The sequence below is a fragment of the Mesorhizobium sp. L103C119B0 genome (assembly GCF_000502235.1).
Classification (GTDB): domain Bacteria; phylum Pseudomonadota; class Alphaproteobacteria; order Rhizobiales; family Rhizobiaceae; genus Mesorhizobium.
Genome location: NZ_AYXE01000001.1, coordinates 48,178 through 72,991 on the forward strand (window position 1 = coordinate 48,178; position 24,814 = coordinate 72,991).

Below are 24,814 nucleotides of genomic sequence, written 5' to 3' on the forward strand. Positions count from 1 at the left end.
ATAAGTCCAATCATTCCGTTGGCCGAAACCGCCGGCGGGCCGGCGGTTTCGTATTCGGGCTGCCTTACTTGATCTTCGGCAGCTGTTCCCACTGGTGGAAGGGCGGCGGCGAAGGCAGCTGCCATTCGAGCGTCGTTGCACCCTCGCCCCACGGATTGGCGCCGGCGACGCGCTTCTTCTGGAAGGCCTCGAACACGCCATAGAGGAAGATCACCACGCCGACGGCCGATATATAGGAGCCGTAGGACGACACCATGTTCCAGCCGGCGAACGCGTCGGGATAGTCGATGGTGCGGCGCGGCATGCCGGCCAGGCCGAGGAAATGCTGCGGGAAGAAGATCAAATTGACGCCGACGAAGGTGACCCAGAAGTGGGTGTTGGCGATCACCGGCGAGTACATGTAGCCGGTCATCTTGGGGAACCAGTAGTACCAGCCGGCGAAGATGGCGAAGACCGCACCCAGCGACAGCACATAGTGGAAGTGGGCAATGACGAAATAGGTGTCATGCAGCGAGCGGTCGAGGCCGGCGTTGGCGAGCTGGACGCCGGTGACGCCGCCGACCGTGAACAGGAAGATGAAGCCCAGCGCCCACAGCATCGGCGTCTTGAACGAGATCGAGCCGCCCCACATCGTCGCGATCCAGGAGAAGATCTTCACGCCTGTCGGTACGGCGATGACCATGGTGGCGAAGACGAAGTAGCGCTGCGTGTCGAGCGACAGGCCGGTCGTGTACATGTGGTGCGCCCAGACGATGAAGCCGACGGCGCCGATCGCGACCATGGCGTAGGCCATGCCGAGATAGCCGAACACCGGCTTCTTCGAGAAGGTCGAGACGATGTGGCTGATGATGCCGAAGCCCGGCAGGATCAGGATGTACACTTCGGGGTGACCAAAGAACCAGAACAGATGCTGGAACAGGATCGGATCGCCGCCGCCATCCGGGGCGAAGAAGGTGGTGCCGAAATTGCGGTCGGTAAGCAGCATGGTGATGCCACCGGCCAGAACCGGAAGCGACAAGAGCAGCAGGAAGGCGGTGATCAGAACCGACCAGGCAAATAGCGGCATTTTGTGCAGCGTCATGCCCGGCGCGCGCATGTTGAAAATGGTGGTGATGAAGTTGATGGCGCCGAGGATCGAGGACGCGCCGGCAATGTGGATCGACAGGATCGCCAGATCCATGGCCGGCCCGGGCTGGCCGGAGGTCGACAGCGGCGGATAGAGCGTCCAGCCGCCGCCAACGCCATAGGCGCCGGGCGCGCTCGGCATGAAAGCCGAAGCGATGAGCAGCAGGAAGGCCGGCGGCAGCAGCCAGAACGAGATGTTGTTCATGCGCGGGAAGGCCATGTCAGGCGCGCCGATCATGATCGGCACCATCCAGTTGGCGAAGCCGCCGATCAGCGCCGGCATGACCATGAAGAAGATCATGATCAGCGCGTGCGCGGTGCCGAAGGCGTTGTACATGCTCTTGCCGCCGTCGATGGCGGCATCGCCGTTCATGCCATAGACCATCTGCGCCAGACCGGTGAAGATCTGGATGCCCGGCTCCTGCAGCTCCATGCGGATGACGACCGAAAGCGCGCCGCCGACGATGCCCGCGAAAATCGCGAAGATCAGGTAGAGCGTGCCGATGTCCTTGTGGTTGGTGGAGTACACCCACCGGACCCAGCCATGATAGGGCTTGTGGTCGTGGTCGTCGTGAGCTGCAGCTTCTGCCATGGTCGGCTCCGTTCCCTAATTCTTGCTAACCCGCGGCATCAATTGCCGGCGGCCGCTACCTTGTTGGTACCGTCGACCTCGGCCATCAGCGCCTTGTTGGCGCCGGGGAGGTCGGTCTTGGCTGCTGCCAGCCAGGTCTTGTACTGCGCATCGGATACGACGCGGACGGCGATCGGCATGAAGGCATGGTCCTTGCCGCAGAGCTGCGAGCACTGGCCGTAATAGATGCCTTCCTTTTCCGCCTTGAACCACGTCTCGTTGGTGCGGCCGGGAACCGCGTCCATCTTGATGCCGAAGGCCGGCACGGCAAAGGAATGGATCACGTCGGCTGCGGTAACCAGGACGCGCGTCATGGTGTTGACCGGCACGACCAGCTCGTTGTCGACCGCCAGCAGGCGCGGATAGACCTTGCGGTCTTCCTTGCCGATCGCGGCGCGGTCGGCGTCCTGCAGGATGGCGGAGTTGAAGGAGAGCGTGTTCTCGGTCTGGTACTCATAGTCCCAGTTCCACTGATTGCCCGTTACCTTGACGGTCAGCTTGGCCTCTTCCGGCGGCGTGTACTGCGCCGTCAGCAGCTGGAACGAGGGAATGGCGATGAACAGCAGGACGACGACCGGCCCGACTGTCCAGATGATCTCGATCAGCGTGTTGTGGCTGGTCTTGGACGGAACCGGGTTTTTGCTGGCGCGGAACCTGAAGATGCACCAGGCGAGAAGCGCCAGAACCAAAGCAGTGATCGGGACGACGAACCACATCGTGTAGTTCCCGAACCACTCGATCTGCCGCATCATGTCTGTCGCCGGCGGCTGAAAAGTCATCTCCCACGGCTGCGGCTGGGCCGCATGGGCGGAGGCACCGGCGAAAAATGCGGCGGCGGCGCCTGCCGTTGCCATCAATTTGGCGCTTGCTGGGAATTTTCTCATCGCCCTCTTCATCTCCCGGTTCCTCGCGATCGCGACGCAAGAATATCGAACAATGCCGGGATGGGAATCCCGGACAGTCCCAAGGGTGGTTCAAACCATACTCTATTTCCCTCCGCAAGAAAGGAGCGGGCGAAACCGTGCGGCATTTTTGCGCGCAAGTGCTGCCGCGCTGTTTCGACGGCCTCGTGGCCCGCGCGGGTCGTCGACAGACAGGCTATGCGGGCTTGTGTCCGGAATGCGCCCGACGGTCGCAATTCGGGCGAATTTGCTAGGGAAAAGCGCATTATTGCGCCTGCCGGGGCTGACCGGCGGTCGCCCTATCCTTTACTTGGCCTTGGCGCGGCTTAAAGTGCCGTGATTCGCAATGGAGCCGTCATGACCTCTTGGCTTTCGAGAAACGCCTGGCATTCGAAGAGCGCCTGGCATTCGAAAAGCGCTTGGCTTTCGAGAAGCGGGGCGAAGGTCGTTTTTCTCGCCGCCCTGATCGGTATCGGCTCGTCCGCAACCGGCGTCGCCAATGCAGCGCAGCCCAGCGGCACGGTCAAGTCAACGCATGGCGCGTGGTCGATCATCTGCGACACGCCGGCCGGCGCCACCTCGGAACAATGCGTGATGATGCAGAACGTCGTTGCCGAGGATCGCCCGGAAATGGGACTGTCCGTCGTCGTCCTGCGCACCGCCGACAACAAGGCCGAGATCCTGCGCGTGCTGGCGCCGCTCGGCGTTCTGCTGCCCAATGGCCTGGGCCTCAATGTCGACGGCAAGGATATCGGCCGCGCCTATTTCGTGCGCTGCTTCCAGGACGGCTGCTATGCCGAGGTCATTCTCGAAAAGCCGCTGCTCGATACGCTGAAGACCGGGACGTCGGCCACCTTCATCGTCTTCCAGACGCCGGAAGAAGGCATCGGCATCCCCGTCGACCTCAAGGGCTTCGCCGACGGTTTTGCCGCCCTGCCCTGAGCTTGATGCTTGCGAAACCGTCTTTCCTCACAATTCCCACGGGTTTGATCTTTGGCTGTGGGGGTCATCATGCGTGCTTGTTCTTTGCTTTTGTCGACCGGTCTAATCCTGACCGGCGCCGTTTCCGTCGCCTTTGCCGAGGATTCCGAAATCATCACGGCGCCCGATCCGGCCGTCATTTTCGAGCTTGCGAAAGGCTATGGCTCGGCCAAGATGGACAAGGACGACGGGGCGATCCGTTGGTCTCGGGCCGGCTTCAGGGCATGAAATATGTCATCTACTTCTATGGCTGCGAAAACCATGAGAAGTGCAAGTCGATCCAGTTCTCCTCGGGCTGTACCGACCCCTTCACGGCCGACCAGGCCAATGAATGGAACAAGAAATATCGCTGGGTGAAGGCCTTTTCGGGTGACGGGTCGAACTTCAAGATTGATGTCATGTTCAGGGGCGGGGTTACCCGCTCCTACCTGCTGCGGATCGTCATTGCGGATTGTGCAGGCGCGTCTTCGCGCCTACATCGTGGCAACACCATTCCTCTTGTGAGCGGACCTGCCATGAACAGCCTGACCGGCCAATTCGACATTTCAGACGATCGCATCAAGCGGATCGTCGCCGACACACTGAACGGCGCCGACGACGGCGAACTGTTCCTCGAATACAGCGAGAGCGAAGCGCTGATGTTCGACAATGGCAGGCTGAAGACCGCCAATTTCAACACCGACCAGGGTTTTGGCCTGCGCGCCGTGGCCGGCGAGGCCAGCGGCTACGCTCATTCCAGCGATCTTTCCGAGGCGTCGCTGCTGCGCGCCGCCGACGCCGTCTCGACAGTCAGGGGCGGCTATTCCGGCACGCTTGCCGCGGCACCCGCGCGCACCAACCGCCATCTCTATGGCGAGGAGAACCCGATCCCCTCGCCTTCCTTCGAGGTCAAGGCCAAGCTGTTGCAGGAAATCGACGCATGGCTGCGCGCCGAGGACCCGCGCGTGCGCCAGGTGACGGCCTCGCTCGCGGCGTCCTGGCAGCATGTCGAGATCGTGCGCGCCGACGGCCAGATCGTGCGCGACATCCGCCCGCTGGTCCGCATCAACGTTTCGGTCGTCGTCGGCGACGGCGACCGCCAGGAAAGCGGCTCCTATGGCATGGGCGGGCGCAAGGCGTTCGGCGAGTTCCTGGTCGAGGACGCCTGGAAGCATGCGGCCAGGGAGGCGCTCAGGCAGGCGCTGGTCAATCTCGAAGCCATTCCCGCGCCGGCCGGAACGTTCGACATCGTTTTGTCCAGCGGCTGGCCGGGCGTGATGCTGCACGAAGCCGTCGGCCACGGGCTGGAGGGCGACTTCAACCGCAAGAAGACCTCCGCCTTTGCCGGCCTGCTCGGCCAGCAGGTCGCCGCCAAGGGCGTTACCGTGGTCGATGACGGCACCATGCCGGAGCGGCGGGGTTCGCTGACCGTCGACGATGAAGGCACGCCTTCGGCCCGCAATGTGCTGATCGAGGACGGCAAGCTTGTCGGCTACATGCAGGACCGCCAGAACGCCCGGCTGATGGGCATGAAAGCCACGGGAAACGGCCGGCGCGAAGGCTATGCGCACCAGCCGATGCCGCGCATGACCAACACCTATATGACGGCGGGCGACATGGAGCCGGACGAGATCATCGCCTCGGTCAAGAACGGCATCTATGCCGTATCCTTCGGCGGCGGCCAGGTCGACATCACCTCAGGCAAGTTCGTGTTCGGCTGCACCGAGGCCTACATGATCGAAAACGGCAAGGTGACGCAGCCGATAAAGGGCGCCATGCTGATCGGCAACGGACCGGACGCCATGCACCGTGTGTCGATGATCGGCAACGACATGAAACTCGACACCGGCATCGGCATGTGCGGCAAGGCCGGACAAGGCGTGCCGGTCGGCGTCGGCCAGCCGCATCTCAGGATGAACCAGATGACGGTCGGCGGCACCAGGGTTTGAGGATACGAATCCGGTCGGCTTGAATACCTTCCGCGATAGGGCTATCTTACGTTCGTCTTACGCAAAGGTCCTTCGCGATGGCTGCGACCGAAAAACTTATAACGACCGTCTCGACCAAGGGACAAGTCATCCTGCCCAGCGCTATCCGCAAACGGAGGGACTGGGGCGCGGGCACGCGCCTGCAGGTCGAAGACACACCGGACGGTGTACTTTTGAGACCGGCGCCTGCCTTTGCCCCGACACGACCAGAAGATGTCTTTGGTGTCCTGCCGCACAGTGGCAGACCGAAGACCTTGGAGGAGATGGACGCGGCCGTCCTTGCTGAAGCACGGCGGCGCCATGCTCGCGATTGATACCAACGTTGTCGTCAGGTATCTGACGAACGACGATCCCGAGCAGTCCCCGCGAGCCCGGCGGCTGATCGACGGTCAGCCCGTTTTCGTCGCCGTCACGGTGATCCTGGAGGCTGAGTGGGTGCTGCGCAGCGGCTATGGTTATGATCAGGCCTCGATCGTCAATGCACTGCGGGTGTTCGGCGGGCTTCCCACTGTAGAGATAGAGGATGCTGCGATCGTCTCTTCCGCGGTCGATCTAGCCGAGACGGGAATGGATTTCGCCGATGCGCTCCATCTGGGCAAGTCCTCGCACTGCTCAGCATTTGTGTCCTTCGACCGTAAGTTCATCAAGGCCGCACAAGCGGCCGGGTACGAAAGCGTTCGCGAAGGCTAGTTTGCCAGCCGGCTACGTCTTGCGGGGGGCGGCAAACTCAAGCACGGCCTTGTGAAAATCGGCGGATTAACGTCGCCGTTTCGGCTTCTCCAGCAGCGCCACGGCCTCGACATGCGGCGACCACAGGAACTGGTCGATGGGCGTGACGCTCTTCAAGATGTAGCCGCCGTCAATCAGGATGCGCAGGTCGCGTGCCAGCGTCACCGGATTGCAGGAGACGGCGGCGACGAACGGCACATCCGAGCGGGCGATCTGCTTCGACTGGTCCTCGGCGCCGGCGCGCGGCGGGTCGAAGACGACGCCATCGAAAGCATTCAGCTCCTTGAACGTCAGCGGCCGCCGGAACAGGTCGCGGCGTTCGCCGGTTACCCGCTTCAGGCCGGTGGCGAAGCGCGATCCGCGGTCGAGCGCCGAAAGGGCTGCCGCGTCGCCTTCGACCGCGTGGACTTCGGATTTGGCCGCCAGCCGAAGCGCAAAGCTGCCGCAGCCGGCGAAAAGATCCGCGACTTTCCTGGCCCGCTTCAGATGTCCGCCAACGAGATCGGCCATCGTCTGCTCGGCGGCTTGCGTTGCCTGCAGGAAGGCGCCAGGCGGTATGGCGACAGCGACGGTGCCGAACATGACCACCGGCTTTTTCGGCTCGATGACGATCTCGTCGTCGATCGAAAGCCGGGCAAAGCCATTGGCCATCATGAAGTTGGAGGCGACCCGGCGCTGGTTCTCGCCCAGCTTGCCCGACTCATAGACGGCGACGTCAAGCCCCGAGCCCGTCACAGTGACCGCCATCCGGAACGATTTGGTGGTGGCGCAAACCAGGTCGGCGACTGATCGCAAGCGATCGAGCGCGGCAACGATCTCCGGCAGTGAGATCGGACATTCCTCGATGGGGATGATTTCCGGCGACAGATGGCGATGGAAGCCAAGCAGCATGCCTGTGTCGGCGCGCCTGGCGGCAAGCACGACGCGGCGGCGTGTGTGTGGCGCACACGGCACCAGGGCGCCGATGTCGCCGGCAATGCCTTTCAAGGCGTGCACGACCTTGTCGCGTTTCCATTGCTGGTAAGCGTCGGCTTGCAGATGCTGGACGGCGCAGCCGCCACATTCGGTGAAATGCCGGCAGGCCGGATCGATACGCAGCGGCGACGTCTCCAATACCGCCATCAGCATGGCGCGATCCCTCTCGCGCGCGGCGGTGACGGTCTCGCCGGGCAGGGTGAAGGGAATGAACATCTCGCCGGTTTCCGTCTCGGCGACGCCGTCGCCCTGCGAACCCAGTCTCTTGATGGTGAAGCCCGTGCTCATCGGTCCTTGATCCCGGCATCCTTGGTCCCGGCATCCTTGATCCCGGCAAGCAGGAATTCGCGGTTGCCGTCGCCGCCTTCGATCGGCGACATGTGCAGACCCAATGTACGCCAGCCAGGGACGCCTTCGAGCCATTCCTGCAGCAAGCCGGCCACACGGGCGGCGTCATAAGGGTCTTTCAACAGACCGCCCTTGCCGATTGCCTCGCGGCCGGCCTCGAATTGCGGCTTGACCAGAAACACCGCACGAGCGCCGTCCCGTGCCAATGCCAACGCCGGTGGCGACGCCAGTTTCAACGAGATGAAGCTGACGTCGGAGACGATGAAATCCGGGATGCGGCCGCCGAGATCGGCAGCCGCGAGCTCGCGAGCGTTGAGGCCCTCGATAACCGTCACGCGCGGGTCGCCCGCAATGTCGGGATGCATCTGGCCGTGGCCGACATCGATGGCCGTGACATGGGCCGCGCCGCGTTCGAGCAGCACCTGGGTGAAGCCGCCCGTCGAGGCGCCGATATCGAGGGCTTCACTGCCCGCGGGATCGAGACCGAAATGGTCGAGCCCGGCAATCAGCTTCAGCGCCGCGCGTGAGACATAGCCCTGCGCCGGATCGTCGATGACGATAAGGCATTGCGGCAAAACCGTCTGGCCCGGCTTGCGGGCGACCACGCCGTCGACGGTCACGGTGCCGCGCTCGACCGCGTCGCGGGCGCGCGAGCGGCTCGCAAACAGGCCGCGCTGGACGAGCAATTCGTCGAGCCGCTGGCGTGTGCTGGCTGGCAGAGGGGAGTTCATCGGCCTTCATGGCGAAAGCCGGCCGCGAAGGCAAGGACATTGGCATGGGAGGACGTCGAGACCCGGGCCGCAAGCCAGTCCGCCCGGTTGAATATCGCAGCCAGTCCGGCAAGATGTAGAGGCTCAGGCAATGCGGAGGAAGACGAATGCTGACAGGAACCTGCCATTGCGGCACCGCCCACTGGACCCTGGAAGGCGATCCCGGCCCGATCACGGCCTGCAATTGCACGCTTTGCCGCCGTTATGGCACGCTCTGGGCCTATGACTTTGTCGACGAGCGTATCCGGCTTGCGGGGCCTGTGCAGTCCTACACCCGCGCCGGCAAGGAGACGCCGTCGCTGGAAATCCTGTTTTGCCCGACATGCGCCTGCGTGCTTGCCTGGCGCGGTTTGCGTCGCAGCGACAGCGGCCGCACGCGTATCGCCGTCAATGTCAGGCTGGCACCGCCGGAGGCGGTCGCCGACCTGCCGATCGACCATTTCGACGGGCTGGACACTTATGACGACCTGCCGCGCGATGGGCGCTGCGTGCGCGATATGTGGTTTTAGAAGATCGTCCGTGAGACCTGCCGTTCAACGGCCGGCATCAGGCCGTCGCTTCCGTCATCTGAAGCCTGCTTGCGCGGGCGCTCGACAGCAACGACTGGTGCGTCCGGCACGACGACAAGCTGCGGCACCTGCTTGTAGGAAAAAGCGCCCCTGATATCGCCCATCTTGCGGGCGACGATGCCTGCCACCGCCTGTTCGAGCTTGCGGTCATAGCGCGTCTCGGCCATGGCCGGCGCGGCGATGACGGCCAAAAGGGCCGCGCCGCACAGAAGCGTTCGCATTGTTTTTAACTCCCTGCCTGGCTCTCGTTCTAGCAGGGGGGCGTTGAAAAACGGCCAAAAGACACGGTAAGCAAAACGCCAAAAGGCAGCGTTAGCATAGGGTTGCAGCCGACAACCGCTTCAGAGGCGTGAGGTTTGATTTAGGCCCGTTGCGCGCGCGCGGAATGGCCGAGCGCGACGAACACGGTGCGCACGATGCCGGCCGCGTCGAGCCCGGCATCGGCATACATTTTTTCCGGCTTGGCGTGGTCGGTGAACTCGTCTGGCAGCACCAGCGGCCGAACTTTCAGACCGCTTTCCAGCAAGCCTTCATGGGCGAGGAACTGCAGCACGTGGCTGGCGAAACCGCCGACAGCGCCCTCTTCCACCGTCACCAGCACTTCGTGCGAGCGGGCAAGACGGCGGATCAAATCCTCGTCGAGCGGCTTGGCGAAACGGGCATCCGCAACCGTTGTCGACAATCCGGCCGCGCCGAGTTCCTCGGCCGCCAGCAGGCAATCCTGCAGCCGGGTGCCAAAGGACAGAAGCGCCACCTTGGTGCCTTCCCTGACGATGCGGCCCTTGCCAATTTCGAGCACCGAGCCGCGCTCCGGCATGTCGACGCCGACGCCATTGCCGCGCGGATAGCGGAAGGCGATCGGGCCTTCGTCATAATAGGCGGCGGTGCGCACCATGTTGCGAAGCTCCGCCTCGTCGGCAGCCGCCATCACCACGAAGCCCGGCAGCGTCGCCAGGAAGGTGGTGTCGAAGGCGCCGCAATGAGTGGCGCCGTCGGCGCCGACGAAACCGGCGCGGTCGATCGGGAAACGCACCGGCAGTTTCTGGATCGCCACGTCATGGACGACCTGATCGTAGGCGCGCTGCAGGAAGGTCGAATAGATGGCGGCGAAGGGCTTGTAGCCCTCGCTGGCCAGGCCGGCGGCGAAGGTCACGGCATGTTGCTCGGCAATGCCGACATCGAAGGTCCGGGTCGGAAACGCCTCGCCGAACAAATCGAGGCCGGTGCCGTTCGGCATGGCCGCGGTGACGGCGACGATACGGTCGTCCAGGCGGGCTTCCTGGACCAGGCTCTCGGCGAACACCTTGGTGTAGGCTGGCGCATTGGCCGGGGCCTTGGTCTGCGCGCCGGTGATGACGTCGAACTTGTTGACGCCGTGATATTTGTCGGCCGCGGCCTCAGCCGGCGCGTAGCCCTTACCCTTCTGGGTCACGACATGGATCAGCACCGGGCCGTCGGCATGGTCGCGGACGTTCTTCAGCACCGGGATCAGATGCTCGAGATTGTGGCCGTCGATGGGGCCGATGTGGTAGAAGCCGAGCTCCTCGAACAGCGTGCCGCCGGTGACGTAGCCGCGCGCATGCTCGACCGCCCGCTTGATGGCGCGATCGGCGCGTTTGCCGAGATAGGAGGTCAGCTTCTTGCCGAAATCGCGCAGGCCAAGATAGGTCTTGCCCGACGCGAGCCGCGCCAGATAGGCGCTCATGGCGCCGGTCGGCGGCGCGATAGACATGTCGTTGTCGTTCAGGATGACGATCAGCCGGGCATCAAGCGCGCCGGCATTGTTCATGGCTTCATAGGCCATGCCGGCGGACATGGCGCCGTCGCCGATGACGGCAATGACATTGTTGTGGCCGCCCGAGAGGTCGCGCGCCATGGCCATGCCGAGGCCGGCGGAAATGGAGGTCGAAGAGTGCGCGGCCCCGAACGGGTCGTATTCGCTCTCGGCGCGACGGGTGAAGCCGGACAGGCCGCCTTCTTGCCTGAGCGTTCGGATGCGGTCGCGGCGGCCGGTCAGGATCTTGTGTGGATAGGCCTGGTGGCCGACATCCCAGATCACGCGGTCTTCCGGCGTGTTGAAGACATAGTGCAGCGCCACCGTCAGTTCGACGACACCGAGGCCGGCGCCGAGATGCCCGCCCGTATGCGAGACGGCATCGATCAGCTCGGCGCGCAGCTCCGAGGCCAGCTGCGGCAGCTCGCTTTCGTCAAGCTTCTTCAGGTCGGCTGGAATGCGGACCTTGTCGAGAAGCGGCGTATGCAGCGTTGCGTTCACTGTTAAAGGGCCTGCTCAGCTATAATGCGCGTCGATCATGGCGAAATATGCCTGCGTCGCCGGAATGTAAATGCGTGTCAGTGACGCAGATGATGCTGACGTTAATTGTCCGGTAACGGAATGAACTCTTCCTCATCTCCGGGAACGATATCGAAGCGGCCCGTCTTCCATTCCTGCTTGGCCTGTTCGATGCGTTCCTTCGACGACGAGACGAAGTTCCACCAGATGTGGCGCGGGGAGCCGAGCGAAGCGCCGCCGAAGAGCATGAAATGGGCGCCACGCTCCGACGACACGACGATCTCGTCGCCAGGCCGGAACACCAAAAGCCGTTCGGCCGGAAAGCGGTCGCCCGAGATCGAGACATCGCCATCCAGCGTGTAGATGGCGCGTTCCTCGGCGTCGGCGGGAATTTTGACGCTGGCGCCGGGCGCCAGGCGCAAATCGGCGTAGAGCGTCTCGGTATCGGCTCTTACCGGCGAGCGCAGTCCCTGGAAATCGCCGATCACCACGCGGCCGGAAACACCTTCGGCGTCGATCTCGGGCAGAAGGAGCGCGGCCGTGTTCTCGAACACCGGCGCCACTTCCTCCTTGCCGTCGGGCAAAGCCAGCCATGTCTGCAGGCCGGAGACCGACATTGGCGCGCCGCGCAGTTCTTCGGGCGTGCGCTCGGAATGGACGATACCGCGGCCGGCGGTCATCAAATTCACGTCGCCCGGCTGGATGACCATCTCGGTGCCGAGTGAATCGCGGTGCCTGATATTGCCGTCGAACAGATAGGTGACGGTGGAAAGCCCGATATGCGGGTGCGGGCGCACATCCATCGCCTGGCCGGCACGCAAGATCGCCGGCCCCATGCGGTCGAAGAAGATGAAGGGACCGACCAACCGCCGCTTTGCCGTCGGCAGAGCGCGGCGAACCTGGAAGCCGCCAATATCCTTGGCGTTTGGAATGACCATGAGCTCGATCTGGTCGCTGGCGAAGGCATCGCCAGGCTCAGGGTCCTTGCCGGGGAAGAAACTCATCTGGATGTCCTCAGGCGAAGCGGAGCGCCGATTTGGCTTTTGCCTTGGCCGCCACCTCTTCGCGATTGCGCGGATGATGTGTGGTTTCGAGCGAATGCAGCAATTCATGCGCCGATTCGGCGATCGCCTCGACGGCACGGTCGAAGGCCGCCTGGTTGCGCTGCGAGGGCCGCGTCGTTCCGCTCAGTTTGCGCACGAATTGAAGCGCGGCGTCGCGGATCTCGTCATGGGTCGCCGGCGGCTCGAAATTGAACAGGGTCTTGATGTTTCTGCACATGCTTGAACTCCTATCTGCTTTATGCCCGCCCCATTCCACTACTCCGCGTCGAGCGGCTCCGTTCCCACCGGTTTGCCATCACGCGACAGCCTGATCTTCTCGACCTTGTCTTCGGCGGCCTTCAGCAGCCGGTCGCAATGGGCCTTCAGCGCCTCGCCGCGCTCATAAATCTTGATCGACTGGTCGAGCGGCACGTCGCCGCGTTCCAGATCATCGACAATCTTTTCCAGCGCGTCGAGTGCCTGCTCGAAGCTCATCGCCTTGACGTCTTCGTTTGCTTCGCCAGCCATACTTTATCCCTTCATCAGCCGCCCGACATGGGCAGCGACCGAAAATGCCAATCCCTGCAGATCGTAGCCGCCCTCGAGCAGGCTGACGAGCCGGTTGCCGCTGTGGCGCCCGGCGCGTTCCAGCAACTGGCCGGTCGCCCAGTCGAAATCGTCCTCGCTGAGGTTGATCTCGGCCAACGGATCGCGATGGTGAGCGTCGAACCCTGCGGAAATGATGATCAGATCGGGCGCGAAATTGTCGAGTGCCGGCAGGACGCGCGACAGCAAGGCATCGCGAAACATGTCCGAGCCGGTCTGCGGCGCCAGCGGCGCGTTGACGATGTTGCCGGCGCCGGTTTCGTTTTTAGCCCCGGTGCCGGGATAGAGCGGCATCTGGTGCGTCGAACAATAGAGCACCGAGGGATCGTCCCAGAAGATGTCCTGCGTGCCGTTGCCGTGATGGACATCCCAATCGACGATAGCGACGCGCTCGGCGCCGTGTTTCTTTTGCGCATAACGCGCGGCAATCGCCGCGGTGTTGAACAGGCAAAAGCCCATCGCCGTGGTCTTTTCGGCGTGGTGGCCGGGCGGACGTGAGGCGACGAAGGCATTGGCGACGCGGCCCTCGAAGACGTCGTCGACAGCGGCGTTGGCGGCACCGATGGCGGTCACCACCGCCTGCCAGCTTTTCGGGCTGGCGCTGGTGTCGGCGTCGATCGAGGCAATGCCGCTTTCAGGGATCGCGGCGCGGACGCGGGCGACGAAATCCTCGGGGTGGGCGTAGAGGATTGTGGCCTCGTCGCCTTGCGGCGCCGTTACCCGATCGAGTGCGGTGAAGGCCTCGTCGTCGAGCACGCGCTCGATAGCGCGCAAGCGGTCCGGCCGCTCCGGATGACCGGGGGGCGTCAGATGTTCGAGGAAGATCGGATGGGTGTAGAGCCTGGTGACCATGACCCGATATAGGCGCGCCCGGCCGCTTTGACCATGGTTTGACGCCTCACCGCCCCGACGTTCAACAGGGATTACACCCCGGCCGCGGGCTGCGTCCAGCGCGAGCCGCCGAAGGAGGCCCTGAGTTCCCTGAACTTGGACGACCCCTCGGCCAGCCGCTGGTCCCATTCGGCGTTCGGCACCTGGCCTTCGATGGTCTTGAAATAGACCTGCATCAGGCAGGCTATGGCGAAGGGTTCGATGAAGGCCGCCTTGAAGGCCCAGGCAAGGAGGATGGCGAGCACGAAGGCCCAGCCGCCGAGCTGCCCCGGAATGAACCACATGATGGCGGCGGCCGGCGCCAGCATCAAAAGGAAGATGACGAAGGACACACCCCACATGATGACCGCCAGCCAGACCGCGTTCTTGACCATGGTCTTGCCGTTCTGGGCATAGAGCACGACGCCTTGCCGGGCGGTTTCGAAGGGCGACGACGAGTTGATACGGATGTTGTAGCCGAGGATGATCTCGTCAACATAGGTCAGCGACAGGCGGATGACCGTATTGATGAAAGCGACCAGGCCGCCGAGGCCCGGAATGGGCAGGAAGGCGGCGATGCCGCCGATCAGGCCGGTGATGGCGCGGATGGCGCCCTTGACCAGCTGGTCGACCACGAAAAGGATGTTGGCCTCGGCGAAACGTTCCTTCACCACACCCTTGGCGTAGGCGATCTGGTCCTGGCCATTGGGAACGTCCCGGCCATCGATCAGATGGACCATGACGGCGATATGGCCGGCCTTGACGACATAGAGGATGTATTCGCGGATCCAGTACAGCGCGATCGAAACGACGCCGATGCCGACGATGCCGCCCCAGAGCGCAAAGGACAGCGGCCCGTCGGGATCGGTGGAGATGTGGCCGACGCCATAGCCGACGGAGGCGCCGCTGCCGGTCGCCACGATATAGGCGAGCGTGATGCCGAAATAGACGATCATGCGAAGGGCAATGAAAGGCCATGTCCTGATCATGATGGACACCGACCTGCCGATTTCGAAATCCCACATGCGCCCGAATCTCCCCTCAGAGATGGACGGCGAGGATGAACCTGGGCCGAAAATTGTCAAACTCGGCAAACGCCGGGGATCGGCTCGTGAGATTTCAGGCCGGATGCGAACCCTGCTTTTTGAGCAAGCCTTCGAGCAGTTGCTGGAAGGCCGCCACCACGGTCTTCGACGTGGCTTCGGGATCGTTCGAATTGGCGATGCGCTGCGCCGCCTGGCTGCTGGCGCCGTTGATCAGCCGTGCGGCGGTTTCGGGGTCGACGCCGGGGACGACCACCCCCTCCTGTTGCAAAGCGGTCAGATGATCAGTCATCGAGCCGACGCAGGCATTGGCGTTCGGCCATTGCGCCGGATCGCCGAGCACAGCCGGACCGTCGCGAAACATGATGCGCTGGATTTCCGGCTCCAGCGCCATCTTGATATAGGCCGTGCATTCGTCGACGAAACGCTGCCAACGGTTCGGCGCTTTCGACGCGATCTCATTGATGCGAACCGCCATCTCGCCGTCGATTTCGGCGATGACGGCCTGCAGCAGGCCCTTCTTGTCACCGAAATGATGGTAAAGCGCTCCGCGCGTCAGCCCGGCTGATGCGGTGAAATCATCCATGGACGCCTCGGCATAGCCGATCGTCCCGAAGGCACTGCGGGCCGCCGTGATCAGCTTGGCGCGCGTTTCGGCAATCATCTCCTTGCGGGGTCTGTGCATGGTTCTGGCCTTATTCACATACGCTTCGTATGCCAATTGACATACGCGGCGTATGGACTACCTATATTCATACGCATCGTATGTAATTGTCGAATTGGCCTTTGTCGAGGAACCAGCCATGCAAAACCCATACTCGGAAATCTTTCGTGCCCCTGGAGCCAAGGGGTTTGCCGCCGCGGGCTTCCTCGCGCGGCTGCCGATCGCCATGGCGCCGATCGGCATCGTGGCCATGCTCTCGCAGACGCGTGGCGAATACTGGCTGGCGGGAGCTGTCTCGGCGACGTTCGCGCTGAGCAACGCTTTCGTGGCGCCGCAGATATCACGGCTGGTCGATCGCCTCGGCCAGACGCGGATCGTGATTCCGACCACCATCCTCACCGTGCTCGCCTTCGCGGTGCTGATTGCCGCAGCCAATCAGGACTGGCCGGTGTGGACGCTGTTTGTGTCGGCACTGGCGGCCGCCGCCATGCCCAGCATGCCGGCGATGGTGCGCGCGCGCTGGACCGAGATTTTTCGCGGCCGGCCGCAGATGAACACCGCATTCGCCTTCGAATCGGCGGCGGACGAACTCGTCTACATTGCAGGCGCATCGCTGTCGGTGGGCTTGAGTGCCGCTCTGTTCCCGGAAGCCGGTGTCCTGGTCAGCACGCTATTCCTCGCCCTTGGCTCGGCAGCCTTCATCCTGCAGCGTTCGACCGAACCACAAGTGCGGCCGGTGAATCATGTCTCGAGCGGCTCGGCAATCCGGCTCAGGCCGGTGCAGATCATCACCTTCGCCCTGATCTTCGTCGGCGCCACCTTCGCGACGACGGAAGTGAGCACGGTGGCGATCACCAAGGAACTCGGCCAGCCGGGCGCCGCCAGCCTCGTCATCGGCGTCTATGCGCTGGGATCGTTCGTGCTCGGCCTCGTCGTCGGTGCGCTCAACCTGAAAGCGCCGCTGCAGCGCCAGTTGGCCCTCGCGGTCGCCCTCGTTGCGCTCGGCACATTGCTGCCGCTCACCGCCGACACGGTGCCGCTGCTGGCGCTGACCGTTTTCATCAGCGGCGTGGCGATCTCGCCAACCTTCATCACCGCCTTCGGCCTGATCGAACGCCACGTGCCGGAAGCGATGCTGACCGAAGGCATCACCTGGGTGATGACCGGCATCGGCATCGGCATGGCGCTGGGTTCGTTTGCCGCCGGCGCGGTGGTGGATGAGTTCGGCGCCAGGAACGGGTTCTGGGTCTCGGTGGCGGCCGGCGTCATCGCATTGGTCACGGTGTTGCTGGGCCAGCGCAGCCTGGCCACCCACACATGCGAGCTGGACGGATGCGACGCGGCCGCCGTTCCCGCGTAAGGACGCGGCCTGACGTTCGCTTTGGAGACCACCGCAAACGTTCGGAATTAGGTGAGGCCTCTGGCGTCGTCATCACGGAGCGACGCGAAGCGAAGCGCAGACCCGAGGACCCATTCCGTTACCTTGACCGAAGGGTGCAGCGGAGCAGAATTCTGCACCGTTGCAACGCGTCGAAGTCGCGGCATGGGTCCTGTGTCTGCGCCGCGTCGCTTCGCTCCTTGCTTCGCCATAGGATGACGACCGCGGAAAGGCTTCGGCCAATCACAAACGCATGTGACCTGCCCGCGCAATCCTTCCGACGCGCCATCCACCTGAGAAACTAGATAATCTCAGTTTTCGCGATGTGAATCCCAAAGCCTTCAAGCCCGACATAGTGGCGCTCGCGCGAGGCGATCAGGTTGATCGAGGAAATGCCGAGATCCTTGAGAATCTGCGCGCCGAGGCCGATTTCTCGCCACTCGTTCTCACGGCGGCGGGCCTCTTCGTGGTCCTCACGGTCGGCACTCATCGGCCGGTTGCGCTCCTGATGGGCGACGCCGACCGAACCCTCTCGGAGGTAAACGATGACGCCGCGCTTGCGTTCGCCCATCGCCTTCATAATGGCGTCGAGCCGGTGGCTGGTGCCGAACACGTCGGTCACCACATCCTCGGAATGCAGCCGCACCGGGACGTCCTCGCCGTCACGGATGTCGCCGAAAACGACCGCGACATGGTGCATGGAATCCCAAGGCAGCGTGTAGGTGAAGACCTGCGCCTTGCCGCCGAGTGTGTCGATTTCGGAGCAGGCGACGCGTTCGACCAGCGTTTCCTTGCGCTGCCGGTAGGCGATGAGGTCGGCGACCGAGACCTGCTTGAGGCCGTGTTCCTCGGCAAAGTTCGCCACCTGCGGGCCGCGCTTGACGGTGCCGTCGTCATTGACCAACTCCGAGATCACGCCAACCGGCGGCAGGCCGGCAAGTTTGCACAAGTCAACCGCGGCTTCGGTATGGCCCGAGCGCATCAGCACGCCGCCTTCCCTAGCGATCAGCGGGAAGATGTGGCCGGGCCGGACGAAATCCGAACCGCCGACATTGCCGTTGGCCAGGTTGCGCACGGTCAGCGTGCGGTCCTCGGCCGAAATGCCGGTGGTGGTGCCATGCTTGAAATCGACGCTGACGGTAAAGGCCGTGGTGTGGGCGGAATCATTGTCGGCGACCATCGGCTGCAGATTGAGCCGCTTGGCCTCCTCGCGCGGCATCGGCGTGCAGACGATGCCGGAGGTGTGACGGATGATGAAGGCCATTTTCTCCGGGCTGCAATGCACGGCGGCAACGATCAGGTCGCCCTCGTTCTCACGCCCGTCATCGTCCATGACGACGACGATCTCGCCGCGCTCGAAGGCGCGGATGGCTTCGACGATTTTCTTCTGATCGTATGGCATTGGCTCGCTTCGCTCGCAGGGAATAGGGGTTGGGCAGTAGGAGTTAGGGAAGGAAGGATGGGCTGGCCTATTGCCTAATCCCTACTGCCTAATCCCCGGCCTGTCTGTCCCCGGTGCCGCAGATAATGGTCGGCGATGACGCAGGCAACCATGGCTTCGCCGATCGGCACGGCGCGGATGCCGACGCAGGGGTCGTGGCGGCCCTTGGTCATGACGTCGACGTCGTTGCCGTCCTTGTCGATGGATTTTCGCGGCGTCAGGATCGACGAGGTCGGCTTGACGGCGAAGCGGGCGACGATCGCCTGGCCGGTCGAGATGCCGCCCAGAATGCCGCCGGCATTGTTGGACAGGAAGACCGGCTTGCCGTCATTGCCGATGCGCATCTCGTCGGCATTCTGTTCGCCGGTGATGCGGGCGGCTTCGAAACCGTTGCCGATNGTTGCCGATCTCGACGCCCTTGACGGCGTTGATCGACATCAGGCCGGACGCGATGTCCTGGTCGAGCTTGGCGTAGATCGGCGCGCCAAGTCCGGCGGGCACGCCGTCGGCGACGATCTCGATCACCGCGCCGACCGAGGAGCCGGATTTGCGGATGCCGTCGAGGTATTGCATGAAGACGGGAACGGACGCCGGATCGGGGGTGAAGAACGGGTTTTCGGCGTCACCGATAAAATTCCAGTTCCAGTTGGCGCGGTCGATGGATTTCTCGCCCATCGAGACCAGCGCGCCGCGCACCACCATGCCGGGCACCACCTTGCGCGCCAAGGCGCCGGCCGCCACGCGAGCGGCGGTCTCACGGGCCGAAGAACGGCCGCCGCCGCGATGGTCGCGCAGGCCGTATTTGACGTCATAGGTGTAGTCCGCATGGCCGGGGCGGTACTGGCGGGCGATCTCGCCATAGTCCTTGGAGCGCTGGTCGATATTCTCGATCAGCATCGAGACGGGCGTGCCGGTGGTGATCATCGACTCGCCGTCCTCGTCGAGGATGAAGCCGGACAGCACCTTCACCTCGTCCGGTTCGCGGCGCTGCGTCACAAAACGTGACTGGCCGGGGCGGCGCTTGTCGAGTTCGGCCTGGATTTCGGCCCGTGTGAAGCGGATGCCGGGCGGGCAGCCATCGACGACACAGCCGAGCGACGGGCCATGGCTTTCGCCCCAGGTGGTGACGCGGAAGAGATGGCCGAACGTGTTGTGAGACATGAATTTTAGCCCTGCCCGGCAGCGGACCGGATCAAAGGTGCGTTCTATTGGCGTTTTCCACAGCGGTCAAACTGTGATCCGGCGGTTTTAGTTTTGACACATTCGGTTGGTTTCTGCTCTCTTCCATCCGCCCGTTGAAAGCTCGCCGCCATCCGTGCAGGCGCAATGACAAAGAGGACGACGATGCGTACCCTGATTGGCGCTGCTGCCGCCATGTTGCTGATTTCCACCGCCGCCTATGCCGGCCAGACCGAAGGCCTGATCAAGAAGGTCGACAAGGACGCGCTGACGCTGACGCTGGAGGACGGCAAGTCCTTCAAGCTCAACGCCGAGACCGATCTCGATTCGCTGAAACCGGGCATGGATATCGTCATTGCCTATGACGTGACGAATGGCGAGAACGTCGTCACCGACATGGAACTGCCCGACACCGAGTAACACCGACATCGCACAGGCCCTTGCCGCTCGGCGGAGCCCTGCCCGGATAAACAGGACGGTCGTCCTGTTTTTATCTGCTCGAACCTAAAGCCAATCCAGACGCCCGTCCTGCAGCCTGAGCACCCGGTCCTGCCGCACTTCCAGGTTTGCCGCTTCGTGTTCGGAAACACCCTTGACCATCCGAAACAGGGTCCGCACGACGCCACCATGCGTGACGCAGACCGTCTGGCGGTCGAGCGCGTCGAACCACGGCTTCACCCGTTCGAGCAGCATCTGGTAGCTTTCGGCGCCCTCGCCCGGCGGCTGGAAATTCCATTTGTTGCGCCGTCGCGCCTTCGCCGAGCCCGGCATTCGCGCATCGAGTTCGGCATAGGTAAAGCCCTGCCAGTCGCCAAAGTGCACCTCGACCAGACGCGGGTCGGTGCGGTAGGCATCGGGATCGAGTTGCATCGCCAAGCGTAGCCGCTGCATCGTCTCGCGCGTCCGCTTCATCGGGCTGGCGACAAAGTCGAAATCCTCAGGATTCTGGATCAGTTCGGCCAGCCGCCGTCCATTGCGGGTCGCCTGCTCGCGGCCGAGCGCGTTGAGATCGGTGTCGGCCTGGCCCTGCAGCCGCGACTCGGCATTCCACTGCGTCTGGCCATGGCGCACGATGTAGACGAGCGGAACCATCAGGTCTTCCGGAAATCAGGACAGGCAGGCGGAAACCGCGGCAGAACTATTCCTTGACGGTCGAAATATCCGGCGCGTCGACCGCCTTCATGCCGACGACGTGATAGCCGGAATCGACATGGTGCACCTCGCCGGTGACGCCACGCGACAGGTCCGACAGGAAATACACGGCGGAATCGCCGACTTCTTCCTGGGTGACGGTCTGCTTCAGCGGCGAATTGTATTCGTTCCACTTGAGGATGTAGCGGAAGTCGCCGATGCCCGAAGCAGCCAAGGTCTTGATCGGCCCGGCCGAGATGGCGTTGACGCGGATCTTCTTGCCGCCGAGGTCGACGGCGAGATAGCGCACGCTGGCTTCGAGCGCGGCCTTGGCGACACCCATGACGTTGTAATGCGGCATGACCTTTTCGGCGCCGTAATAGGTCAGCGTCAGCAGCGAGCCGCCATCGGTCATCAACGCTTCGGCGCGCTTGGCGATGGTGGTGAAGGAATAGACCGAAATGTCCATGGTGCGCAGGAAATTGTCGCGCGTCGTCTCGACATAGCGTCCGGTCAGCTCGTCCTTGTCGGAAAAAGCGATGGCATGGACGAGGAAATCGAGCTTGCCGCCCCAATGCTTGGCGACATTGGCAAACACCTCGTCGAGGCTCGCCGGATCGGTGACATCGCAATGACCGGCGACAAAGGCGCCCAATTCCGCCGCCAGCGGCTCGACGCGCTTCTTGAACGCCTCGCCCTGATAGGTCAGCGCGATCTCGGCGCCATGGTCGACGCAGGCCTTGGCGATGCCGTAGGCAATCGATCTGTTGTTGGCGACGCCCAGTATAAGGCCGCGCTTGCCGGCCATAAGGCCCTGTCCACCCGCCATGTCAGCGCTCTCCGAAAGATTTTCTGCTTTGGAGTGCCTATCGCACAGGCAGAAAGGCGCATCAAGCGCAGACGGGGCGCGCGTTCAATTCAGACACTCGGCGTGACAACGAATGGGGGATAATAACGTTGTTGTGAGATTTGAACGCCTCACTGCGGCCAGCGCGCCTTGATGGCCCAGGCCCGGCCGACCAGCCGAATCGGCTGGTCGGCAACGCATCGGCCCTATCCAGCCATTTTGCGCCAGGGAATGAGCATTCCCACCTGCTTGCGGTAGAGGCGGTACTGGTCACCGAACATCGCGACGAGATCGCGTTCCTCGAGGAAGATGCCGAGCAGGATGTAGCCGGTGCTGCCCGCCGCGAACAGAAGATGGCCCCATGTCATGGACGGCGTCGCCCAGAAGGCCAGGAGAAAGCCGACATAGAGCGGGTGCCGGACCCATTTGTAGAACAGCGGCGTCCTGAACACGGGCGGCGCCGGTTCGCTCTTGCGCAAAGCGGCGAGAACCTGGCGCAGGCCGAACAGTTCGAAATGGTTGATCAGAAAGGTGCTGGTCAACAATACCGCCCAGCCGAGCCAGAACACGCCATGGATGACGGCGACCCAGACCGGGTTCTCGACCGTCCAGACGAGACCGGGAATCGGCCGCCATTGCCAGTAGAGGAGCAGCAGGATGAGGCTGGCCAGAAGCACATAGGTGCTGCGTTCGGCCGCGTGCGGGACAATCCGTGTCCACCAGCGCTTGAAAACCGGCCGCGCCATGATGCTGTGCTGGGCGGCGAAAAGACCGAGCAGCAGTGCATTGACGATGACGGCTTCGGCCGGACTTCCAGCGACTCCGGAATCGATCGATTTCGGCACGACCATGTTGCCGACGAAACCGACCGCATAGAGAAACGAACCGAGAAAAATCAGGTATGCGGCAACGCCGTAGATAAGGGTGATTACGCCCGCCATGAGTGCCCTCCATGCAAGCATCAGGATTCGGTCGGTCGACCGAATTCAGCGTCAAAAACCATAAATTTTCTGGCGAGTCAACTTGATCGGTCGCTCGACCGAGATAGAGTGGAGGGACGTCCAGCCCCGGACAGGAGAAGCTATGATCCGCCCAGATTGCATCGCTACCAGCGGCAGCCACGCCGCATGACGGACGCTGCCGAAGCCGTTACCCCGCCGCAGAACAAGCAAAAGCGCGACACGCGCGCCGAACTGATTTCGGCTGCCGAGTTATGCCTCCATCGAGGCGGTTATGCCGATCTGTCGACGCGCCGCGTTGCCGAGATCGCCGGCGTTCCGCTCAGCCAGATCCATTACCATTTCGGCTCCAAGGAACGGCTGTTCCTGGCCCTGCTCGACCATCTGAACGAGGGCCTGCTGAAGCGCCAGGCGGAGACTTTTGCGGCACCTATGCCGCTGTGGCAACGCTGGGAGCGCGCTTGCGATTTCCTCGACGATGATCTGGCGTCCGGCTATGTCCGGATCCTGCACGAGATGATCGCGGCAAGCCTGTCGAGCCCCGAGATCGCCAAGGCGGTGCGCCGCGACCTGCGCGGCTGGTTCGAACTGCTGGACGGACTGGCGCAAGAGGCGGAGCGGCGGTTCGGCGGCCTCGGGCCATTCTCCGCCGCCGAAGTGACCAGCCTGGTCAGCGCCGCATTCCTCGGCAGCGAGACGATGATCCTGCTTGAGATCGAGAGCCCGCATGTCCCGGTGCGGCAGGCGTTGCGCCGCTTCGGCGAAACCATCCGGCGGATGGAGGAAGCAGCGCCCGGCAGCTAGCCAGCCAAGTCGGGCCGCGTCAGCCTTTGCGGCTGCGCATCAGCGCTTCGAGTTCGCTGTCGCCGCCTTCCGGCAGCATGATGCGGACATGGGCGTAGAGATCGCCATGGCCACCCGCTTTTTCCGGCAAGCCCCTGCCCTTCAGGCGCAGCACCTTATCGGAGCTCGACCAGGCCGGAATGTTGACCGCCAGCCTGCCGGTCGGCGTGTCGACCGGCACCTTGGCGCCCAGCACCGCGTCGGCCAACGCTACCTCCAGATCGGCATGCAGGTCACGGCCCTCGATGCGGTAGCGCGGGTGCCTGCGGATACGGATCTTGACCAGTGCATCGCCCGGCTGTCCCGGCCCCTGCTCGCCCTGGCCCTTCAGCCGGATGGTCTGTCCGTCCTCGACATAGACCGGCAGCTTGACCGCGATCTTGCGGCCGTCGGGAAACATCGCCGTCACCTTTTCGGCGGTCGCTATCTCCTCGATGGTGACGTCGAGCGTGACGTTCAGATCGGCGGCTGTCGCCTGCTGGCGGCGGTCGCCTGTTCCGGCGCCGCGCGCGCCGGAAAAGGCGTCGCCGAAGATCTGGCTGAAAATGTCGCTGTTGCCGTCGAACGGATCGCCGCCCGGACGCCCCGATCGGAATTCGAAGCGCGAGCCGCCGGCGCCCTGCTGGCGGCGGAAGCCACCGAACGGATCGCCGCCGCCGGCTGCACCCTCGAAGCCCTGGAATTTCGGCTTGCCGTCGGCGTCGATCTCGCCGCGGTCGAAGGCCGCACGGTTCTTCTCGTCGCCGACGACCTCATAGGCCTGATTGGCGGCGGCAAAACGGTCCTTGGCCTTTGGATCATTCGGATTCTGGTCCGGATGATACTTCTTGGCGAGCTTGCGGTAGGCCGATTTTATGTCCTTGGCCGATGCGTTCTTGGCCACGCCCAGCACCTCATAGGGGTCGCGCATGCGTCCTGCCCTGGAAAATGAGTTAAATCCACGTTGGCCCTTATATGCGCTCCCATAGGAAGAAATTCCAGTGGCGCGCAGGCTTATCGAGGGTTGAAATTGCGGTGCCCGCAAACCTCGAAAATCAGAGCGGTTTGAAGTCCTGCATGTGCCAGCCGCCGGCCGCGGCGATGCACAATTGCCCCTTGAACAAAGCGACGCCGTCGAAGCTTTCGCGCGAGGCGGTAAAGCTGCGGCAGGCCTGGCCGTTGTCCTGCACTTCGGCGAGTTCGGTGATGGAGCCCCGCGAGCCGGTGTCGGCATTCGCCCAGGGCACGGCCTGGCCGCGAAGCTCCTCGATGTCGGCCGAAGACACCGCATTGCCGATCGTGGTCTGGTCGGAAGCGCTGTCGGCGTCCGTCGATGTCACCCTGGCCGGCGCGCTTGAGGTGACGATGGAACGATCGACCTCGGCCTTTTCCAGGCTGAAGCCGCCGGCGCCGCAGGCGGCAAGCGGCAGTGCGATAATCACGATCACGGCTTTCGAACTGGCCGAAGCGATAACGCTCCATTGCCCGCTGTCAAAAGCTTGCGCGATACGCGACAATCGGCAACCTCCTGAAGCTCGAGA

General features: G+C 63.4%; 27 protein-coding genes and 1 pseudogene. 9 read left to right on the plus strand and 19 right to left on the minus strand.

Annotated elements, in window-relative coordinates:
- Positions 1–64 precede the first annotated feature (64 nt).
- The gene (gene ctaD, locus X728_RS165820; protein WP_023668420.1) at positions 65–1,717 is read right to left on the minus strand and encodes a cytochrome c oxidase subunit I; all 1,653 of its coding nucleotides are present in this window, start codon (positions 1,715–1,717) and stop codon (positions 65–67) included.
- A 38-nt stretch (positions 1,718–1,755) separates the two neighbouring features.
- On the minus strand, positions 1,756–2,640 hold the full coding sequence (coxB, locus tag X728_RS165815) for a cytochrome c oxidase subunit II (RefSeq protein ID WP_023687148.1): 885 nt from the start codon (positions 2,638–2,640) through the stop codon (positions 1,756–1,758).
- 375 nt (positions 2,641–3,015) lie between these two features.
- Between coxB and X728_RS165810 the strand changes: the two genes are divergently transcribed.
- The 5 genes from X728_RS165810 (at position 3,016) to X728_RS165800 (ending at position 6,296) form a co-directional block, all read left to right on the plus strand.
- Entirely contained in the window at positions 3,016–3,600 is a 585-nt protein-coding gene (locus tag X728_RS165810) for an invasion associated locus B family protein (protein ID WP_023668422.1), read from the plus strand.
- A 69-nt stretch (positions 3,601–3,669) separates the two neighbouring features.
- Positions 3,670–3,867 carry a hypothetical protein gene (locus X728_RS1000000170885; RefSeq protein ID WP_155923284.1) on the plus strand — a complete coding sequence of 66 codons (198 nt, stop codon included), beginning with the start codon at positions 3,670–3,672 and terminating at the stop codon, positions 3,865–3,867.
- Positions 3,864–5,567 carry a metalloprotease TldD gene (tldD, locus tag X728_RS165805; RefSeq protein ID WP_245266054.1) on the plus strand — a complete coding sequence of 568 codons (1,704 nt, stop codon included), beginning with the start codon at positions 3,864–3,866 and terminating at the stop codon, positions 5,565–5,567. Before X728_RS1000000170885 ends, tldD begins: the two co-directional genes overlap by 4 nt.
- 77 nt (positions 5,568–5,644) lie before the next feature.
- Positions 5,645–5,920 carry an AbrB/MazE/SpoVT family DNA-binding domain-containing protein gene (locus X728_RS1000000168155; RefSeq protein ID WP_081732289.1) on the plus strand — a complete coding sequence of 92 codons (276 nt, stop codon included), beginning with the start codon at positions 5,645–5,647 and terminating at the stop codon, positions 5,918–5,920.
- Positions 5,907–6,296, plus strand: a complete 390-nt coding sequence (locus X728_RS165800; protein ID WP_023692077.1) for a type II toxin-antitoxin system VapC family toxin — start codon at positions 5,907–5,909, stop codon at positions 6,294–6,296. Before X728_RS1000000168155 ends, X728_RS165800 begins: the two co-directional genes overlap by 14 nt.
- Before the next feature lie 66 nt (positions 6,297–6,362).
- Here the strand turns inward: X728_RS165800 and X728_RS165795 are convergent, their stop codons facing one another.
- On the minus strand, positions 6,363–7,598 hold the full coding sequence (locus tag X728_RS165795; protein ID WP_023830286.1) for a class I SAM-dependent RNA methyltransferase: 1,236 nt from the start codon (positions 7,596–7,598) through the stop codon (positions 6,363–6,365).
- On the minus strand, positions 7,595–8,389 hold the full coding sequence (locus X728_RS165790; RefSeq protein ID WP_023830287.1) for a TlyA family RNA methyltransferase: 795 nt from the start codon (positions 8,387–8,389) through the stop codon (positions 7,595–7,597). The genes X728_RS165795 and X728_RS165790 overlap by 4 nt, the downstream gene beginning before the upstream one ends.
- Before the next feature lie 146 nt (positions 8,390–8,535).
- Between X728_RS165790 and X728_RS165785 the strand changes: the two genes are divergently transcribed.
- Positions 8,536–8,937, plus strand: a complete 402-nt coding sequence (locus X728_RS165785; protein WP_023716106.1) for a GFA family protein — start codon at positions 8,536–8,538, stop codon at positions 8,935–8,937.
- Here X728_RS165785 and X728_RS165780 read toward each other — a convergent pair.
- From X728_RS165780 to X728_RS165745, 8 genes are all read right to left on the minus strand, one after another.
- On the minus strand, positions 8,934–9,218 hold the full coding sequence (locus X728_RS165780) for a hypothetical protein (RefSeq protein WP_023668429.1): 285 nt from the start codon (positions 9,216–9,218) through the stop codon (positions 8,934–8,936). The two genes, X728_RS165785 and X728_RS165780, sit on opposite strands and share 4 nt — an antisense overlap.
- A 140-nt stretch (positions 9,219–9,358) precedes the next feature.
- Positions 9,359–11,272, minus strand: a complete 1,914-nt coding sequence (gene dxs / locus X728_RS165775) for a 1-deoxy-D-xylulose-5-phosphate synthase (protein ID WP_023830288.1) — start codon at positions 11,270–11,272, stop codon at positions 9,359–9,361.
- 101 nt (positions 11,273–11,373) lie between these two features.
- Positions 11,374–12,294, minus strand: coding sequence for a pirin family protein (locus X728_RS165770; protein ID WP_023685413.1), 921 nt, complete (start codon positions 12,292–12,294; stop codon positions 11,374–11,376).
- Between the two features lie 10 nt (positions 12,295–12,304).
- Positions 12,305–12,571, minus strand: a complete 267-nt coding sequence (locus X728_RS165765) for a DUF2277 domain-containing protein (RefSeq protein WP_023668432.1) — start codon at positions 12,569–12,571, stop codon at positions 12,305–12,307.
- 38 nt (positions 12,572–12,609) lie between these two features.
- Positions 12,610–12,861, minus strand: coding sequence for an exodeoxyribonuclease VII small subunit (locus tag X728_RS165760; RefSeq protein ID WP_023668433.1), 252 nt, complete (start codon positions 12,859–12,861; stop codon positions 12,610–12,612).
- A 3-nt stretch (positions 12,862–12,864) separates the two neighbouring features.
- Positions 12,865–13,791: a histone deacetylase family protein gene (locus tag X728_RS165755; RefSeq protein WP_023830289.1), complete on the minus strand. Its 927-nt coding sequence runs from the start codon at positions 13,789–13,791 to the stop codon at positions 12,865–12,867.
- A gap of 71 nt (positions 13,792–13,862) precedes the next feature.
- The gene (locus X728_RS165750) at positions 13,863–14,834 is read right to left on the minus strand and encodes a hypothetical protein (RefSeq protein ID WP_023830290.1); all 972 of its coding nucleotides are present in this window, start codon (positions 14,832–14,834) and stop codon (positions 13,863–13,865) included.
- Positions 14,835–14,928: 94 nt separating this feature from the next.
- Positions 14,929–15,537, minus strand: a complete 609-nt coding sequence (locus tag X728_RS165745) for a TetR/AcrR family transcriptional regulator (RefSeq protein WP_023668436.1) — start codon at positions 15,535–15,537, stop codon at positions 14,929–14,931.
- Positions 15,538–15,655: 118 nt separating this feature from the next.
- Here X728_RS165745 and X728_RS165740 point away from each other — a divergent pair, with 118 nt between their 5' ends.
- Positions 15,656–16,876: an MFS transporter gene (locus X728_RS165740; protein ID WP_023830291.1), complete on the plus strand. Its 1,221-nt coding sequence runs from the start codon at positions 15,656–15,658 to the stop codon at positions 16,874–16,876.
- A gap of 319 nt (positions 16,877–17,195) precedes the next feature.
- Here the strand turns inward: X728_RS165740 and ribB are convergent, their stop codons facing one another.
- The gene (ribB, locus tag X728_RS165735) at positions 17,196–18,296 is read right to left on the minus strand and encodes a 3,4-dihydroxy-2-butanone-4-phosphate synthase (RefSeq protein WP_023738482.1); all 1,101 of its coding nucleotides are present in this window, start codon (positions 18,294–18,296) and stop codon (positions 17,196–17,198) included.
- Between the two features lie 74 nt (positions 18,297–18,370).
- A pseudogene (gene aroC / locus X728_RS01000000166075) lies at positions 18,371–19,496 on the minus strand (chorismate synthase).
- A 183-nt stretch (positions 19,497–19,679) separates the two neighbouring features.
- Between aroC and X728_RS165730 the strand changes: the two are divergent.
- Entirely contained in the window at positions 19,680–19,934 is a 255-nt protein-coding gene (locus X728_RS165730; protein ID WP_023685405.1) for a DUF1344 domain-containing protein, read from the plus strand.
- Positions 19,935–20,018: 84 nt separating this feature from the next.
- On the opposite strand, the gene X728_RS165725 is transcribed toward X728_RS165730, so the two are convergent.
- The 3 genes from X728_RS165725 to mddA all read right to left on the minus strand — a co-directional run bounded on the left by X728_RS165725 (position 20,019) and on the right by mddA (position 22,433).
- Entirely contained in the window at positions 20,019–20,606 is a 588-nt protein-coding gene (locus X728_RS165725; protein WP_023732104.1) for a histidine phosphatase family protein, read from the minus strand.
- Positions 20,607–20,652: 46 nt separating this feature from the next.
- Positions 20,653–21,474, minus strand: coding sequence for an enoyl-ACP reductase FabI (gene fabI / locus X728_RS165720; RefSeq protein WP_023727494.1), 822 nt, complete (start codon positions 21,472–21,474; stop codon positions 20,653–20,655).
- Between the two features lie 224 nt (positions 21,475–21,698).
- The gene (gene mddA / locus X728_RS165715; protein ID WP_023698505.1) at positions 21,699–22,433 is read right to left on the minus strand and encodes a methanethiol S-methyltransferase; all 735 of its coding nucleotides are present in this window, start codon (positions 22,431–22,433) and stop codon (positions 21,699–21,701) included.
- A gap of 186 nt (positions 22,434–22,619) precedes the next feature.
- Here mddA and X728_RS165710 point away from each other — a divergent pair, with 186 nt between their 5' ends.
- Positions 22,620–23,255 (plus strand): TetR/AcrR family transcriptional regulator, encoded by a 636-nt coding sequence (locus X728_RS165710; RefSeq protein ID WP_023692089.1) that lies wholly within the window; start codon positions 22,620–22,622, stop codon positions 23,253–23,255.
- A 19-nt stretch (positions 23,256–23,274) separates the two neighbouring features.
- Here the strand turns inward: X728_RS165710 and X728_RS165705 are convergent, their stop codons facing one another.
- Positions 23,275–24,204 carry a J domain-containing protein gene (locus X728_RS165705; protein ID WP_023692090.1) on the minus strand — a complete coding sequence of 310 codons (930 nt, stop codon included), beginning with the start codon at positions 24,202–24,204 and terminating at the stop codon, positions 23,275–23,277.
- 124 nt (positions 24,205–24,328) lie between these two features.
- Positions 24,329–24,790, minus strand: coding sequence for an RT0821/Lpp0805 family surface protein (locus X728_RS165700; protein WP_023687129.1), 462 nt, complete (start codon positions 24,788–24,790; stop codon positions 24,329–24,331).
- Positions 24,791–24,814: the final 24 nt, after the last annotated feature.

Excerpts from the sequence above, each read along its gene's own strand:
- X728_RS165795 (WP_023830286.1), bottom strand. The coding sequence starts at position 7,598 with ATGAGCACGGGCTTCACCATCAAGAGACTGGGTTCGCAGGGCGACGGC.
- X728_RS165790 (WP_023830287.1), bottom strand. The coding sequence starts at position 8,389 with ATGAACTCCCCTCTGCCAGCCAGCACACGCCAGCGGCTCGACGAATTG.
- X728_RS165750 (WP_023830290.1), bottom strand. The coding sequence starts at position 14,834 with ATGTGGGATTTCGAAATCGGCAGGTCGGTGTCCATCATGATCAGGACA.
- fabI (WP_023727494.1), bottom strand. The coding sequence starts at position 21,474 with ATGGCGGGTGGACAGGGCCTTATGGCCGGCAAGCGCGGCCTTATACTG.
- X728_RS1000000168155 (WP_081732289.1), top strand. The coding sequence starts at position 5,645 with ATGGCTGCGACCGAAAAACTTATAACGACCGTCTCGACCAAGGGACAA.
- X728_RS165785 (WP_023716106.1), top strand. The coding sequence starts at position 8,536 with ATGCTGACAGGAACCTGCCATTGCGGCACCGCCCACTGGACCCTGGAA.
- coxB (WP_023687148.1), bottom strand. The coding sequence starts at position 2,640 with ATGAGAAAATTCCCAGCAAGCGCCAAATTGATGGCAACGGCAGGCGCC.
- X728_RS165765 (WP_023668432.1), bottom strand. The coding sequence starts at position 12,571 with ATGTGCAGAAACATCAAGACCCTGTTCAATTTCGAGCCGCCGGCGACC.
- X728_RS165730 (WP_023685405.1), top strand. The coding sequence starts at position 19,680 with ATGCGTACCCTGATTGGCGCTGCTGCCGCCATGTTGCTGATTTCCACC.
- ribB (WP_023738482.1), bottom strand. The coding sequence starts at position 18,296 with ATGCCATACGATCAGAAGAAAATCGTCGAAGCCATCCGCGCCTTCGAG.
- X728_RS165705 (WP_023692090.1), bottom strand. The coding sequence starts at position 24,204 with ATGCGCGACCCCTATGAGGTGCTGGGCGTGGCCAAGAACGCATCGGCC.
- X728_RS165800 (WP_023692077.1), top strand. The coding sequence starts at position 5,907 with ATGCTCGCGATTGATACCAACGTTGTCGTCAGGTATCTGACGAACGAC.
- X728_RS1000000170885 (WP_155923284.1), top strand. The coding sequence starts at position 3,670 with ATGCGTGCTTGTTCTTTGCTTTTGTCGACCGGTCTAATCCTGACCGGC.
- ctaD (WP_023668420.1), bottom strand. The coding sequence starts at position 1,717 with ATGGCAGAAGCTGCAGCTCACGACGACCACGACCACAAGCCCTATCAT.
- X728_RS165780 (WP_023668429.1), bottom strand. The coding sequence starts at position 9,218 with ATGCGAACGCTTCTGTGCGGCGCGGCCCTTTTGGCCGTCATCGCCGCG.
- X728_RS165755 (WP_023830289.1), bottom strand. The coding sequence starts at position 13,791 with ATGGTCACCAGGCTCTACACCCATCCGATCTTCCTCGAACATCTGACG.
- X728_RS165745 (WP_023668436.1), bottom strand. The coding sequence starts at position 15,537 with ATGCACAGACCCCGCAAGGAGATGATTGCCGAAACGCGCGCCAAGCTG.
- X728_RS165770 (WP_023685413.1), bottom strand. The coding sequence starts at position 12,294 with ATGAGTTTCTTCCCCGGCAAGGACCCTGAGCCTGGCGATGCCTTCGCC.
- X728_RS165740 (WP_023830291.1), top strand. The coding sequence starts at position 15,656 with ATGCAAAACCCATACTCGGAAATCTTTCGTGCCCCTGGAGCCAAGGGG.
- tldD (WP_245266054.1), top strand. The coding sequence starts at position 3,864 with ATGAAATATGTCATCTACTTCTATGGCTGCGAAAACCATGAGAAGTGC.
- X728_RS165725 (WP_023732104.1), bottom strand. The coding sequence starts at position 20,606 with ATGGTTCCGCTCGTCTACATCGTGCGCCATGGCCAGACGCAGTGGAAT.
- X728_RS165760 (WP_023668433.1), bottom strand. The coding sequence starts at position 12,861 with ATGGCTGGCGAAGCAAACGAAGACGTCAAGGCGATGAGCTTCGAGCAG.
- mddA (WP_023698505.1), bottom strand. The coding sequence starts at position 22,433 with ATGGCGGGCGTAATCACCCTTATCTACGGCGTTGCCGCATACCTGATT.
- X728_RS165710 (WP_023692089.1), top strand. The coding sequence starts at position 22,620 with ATGACGGACGCTGCCGAAGCCGTTACCCCGCCGCAGAACAAGCAAAAG.
- X728_RS165810 (WP_023668422.1), top strand. The coding sequence starts at position 3,016 with ATGACCTCTTGGCTTTCGAGAAACGCCTGGCATTCGAAGAGCGCCTGG.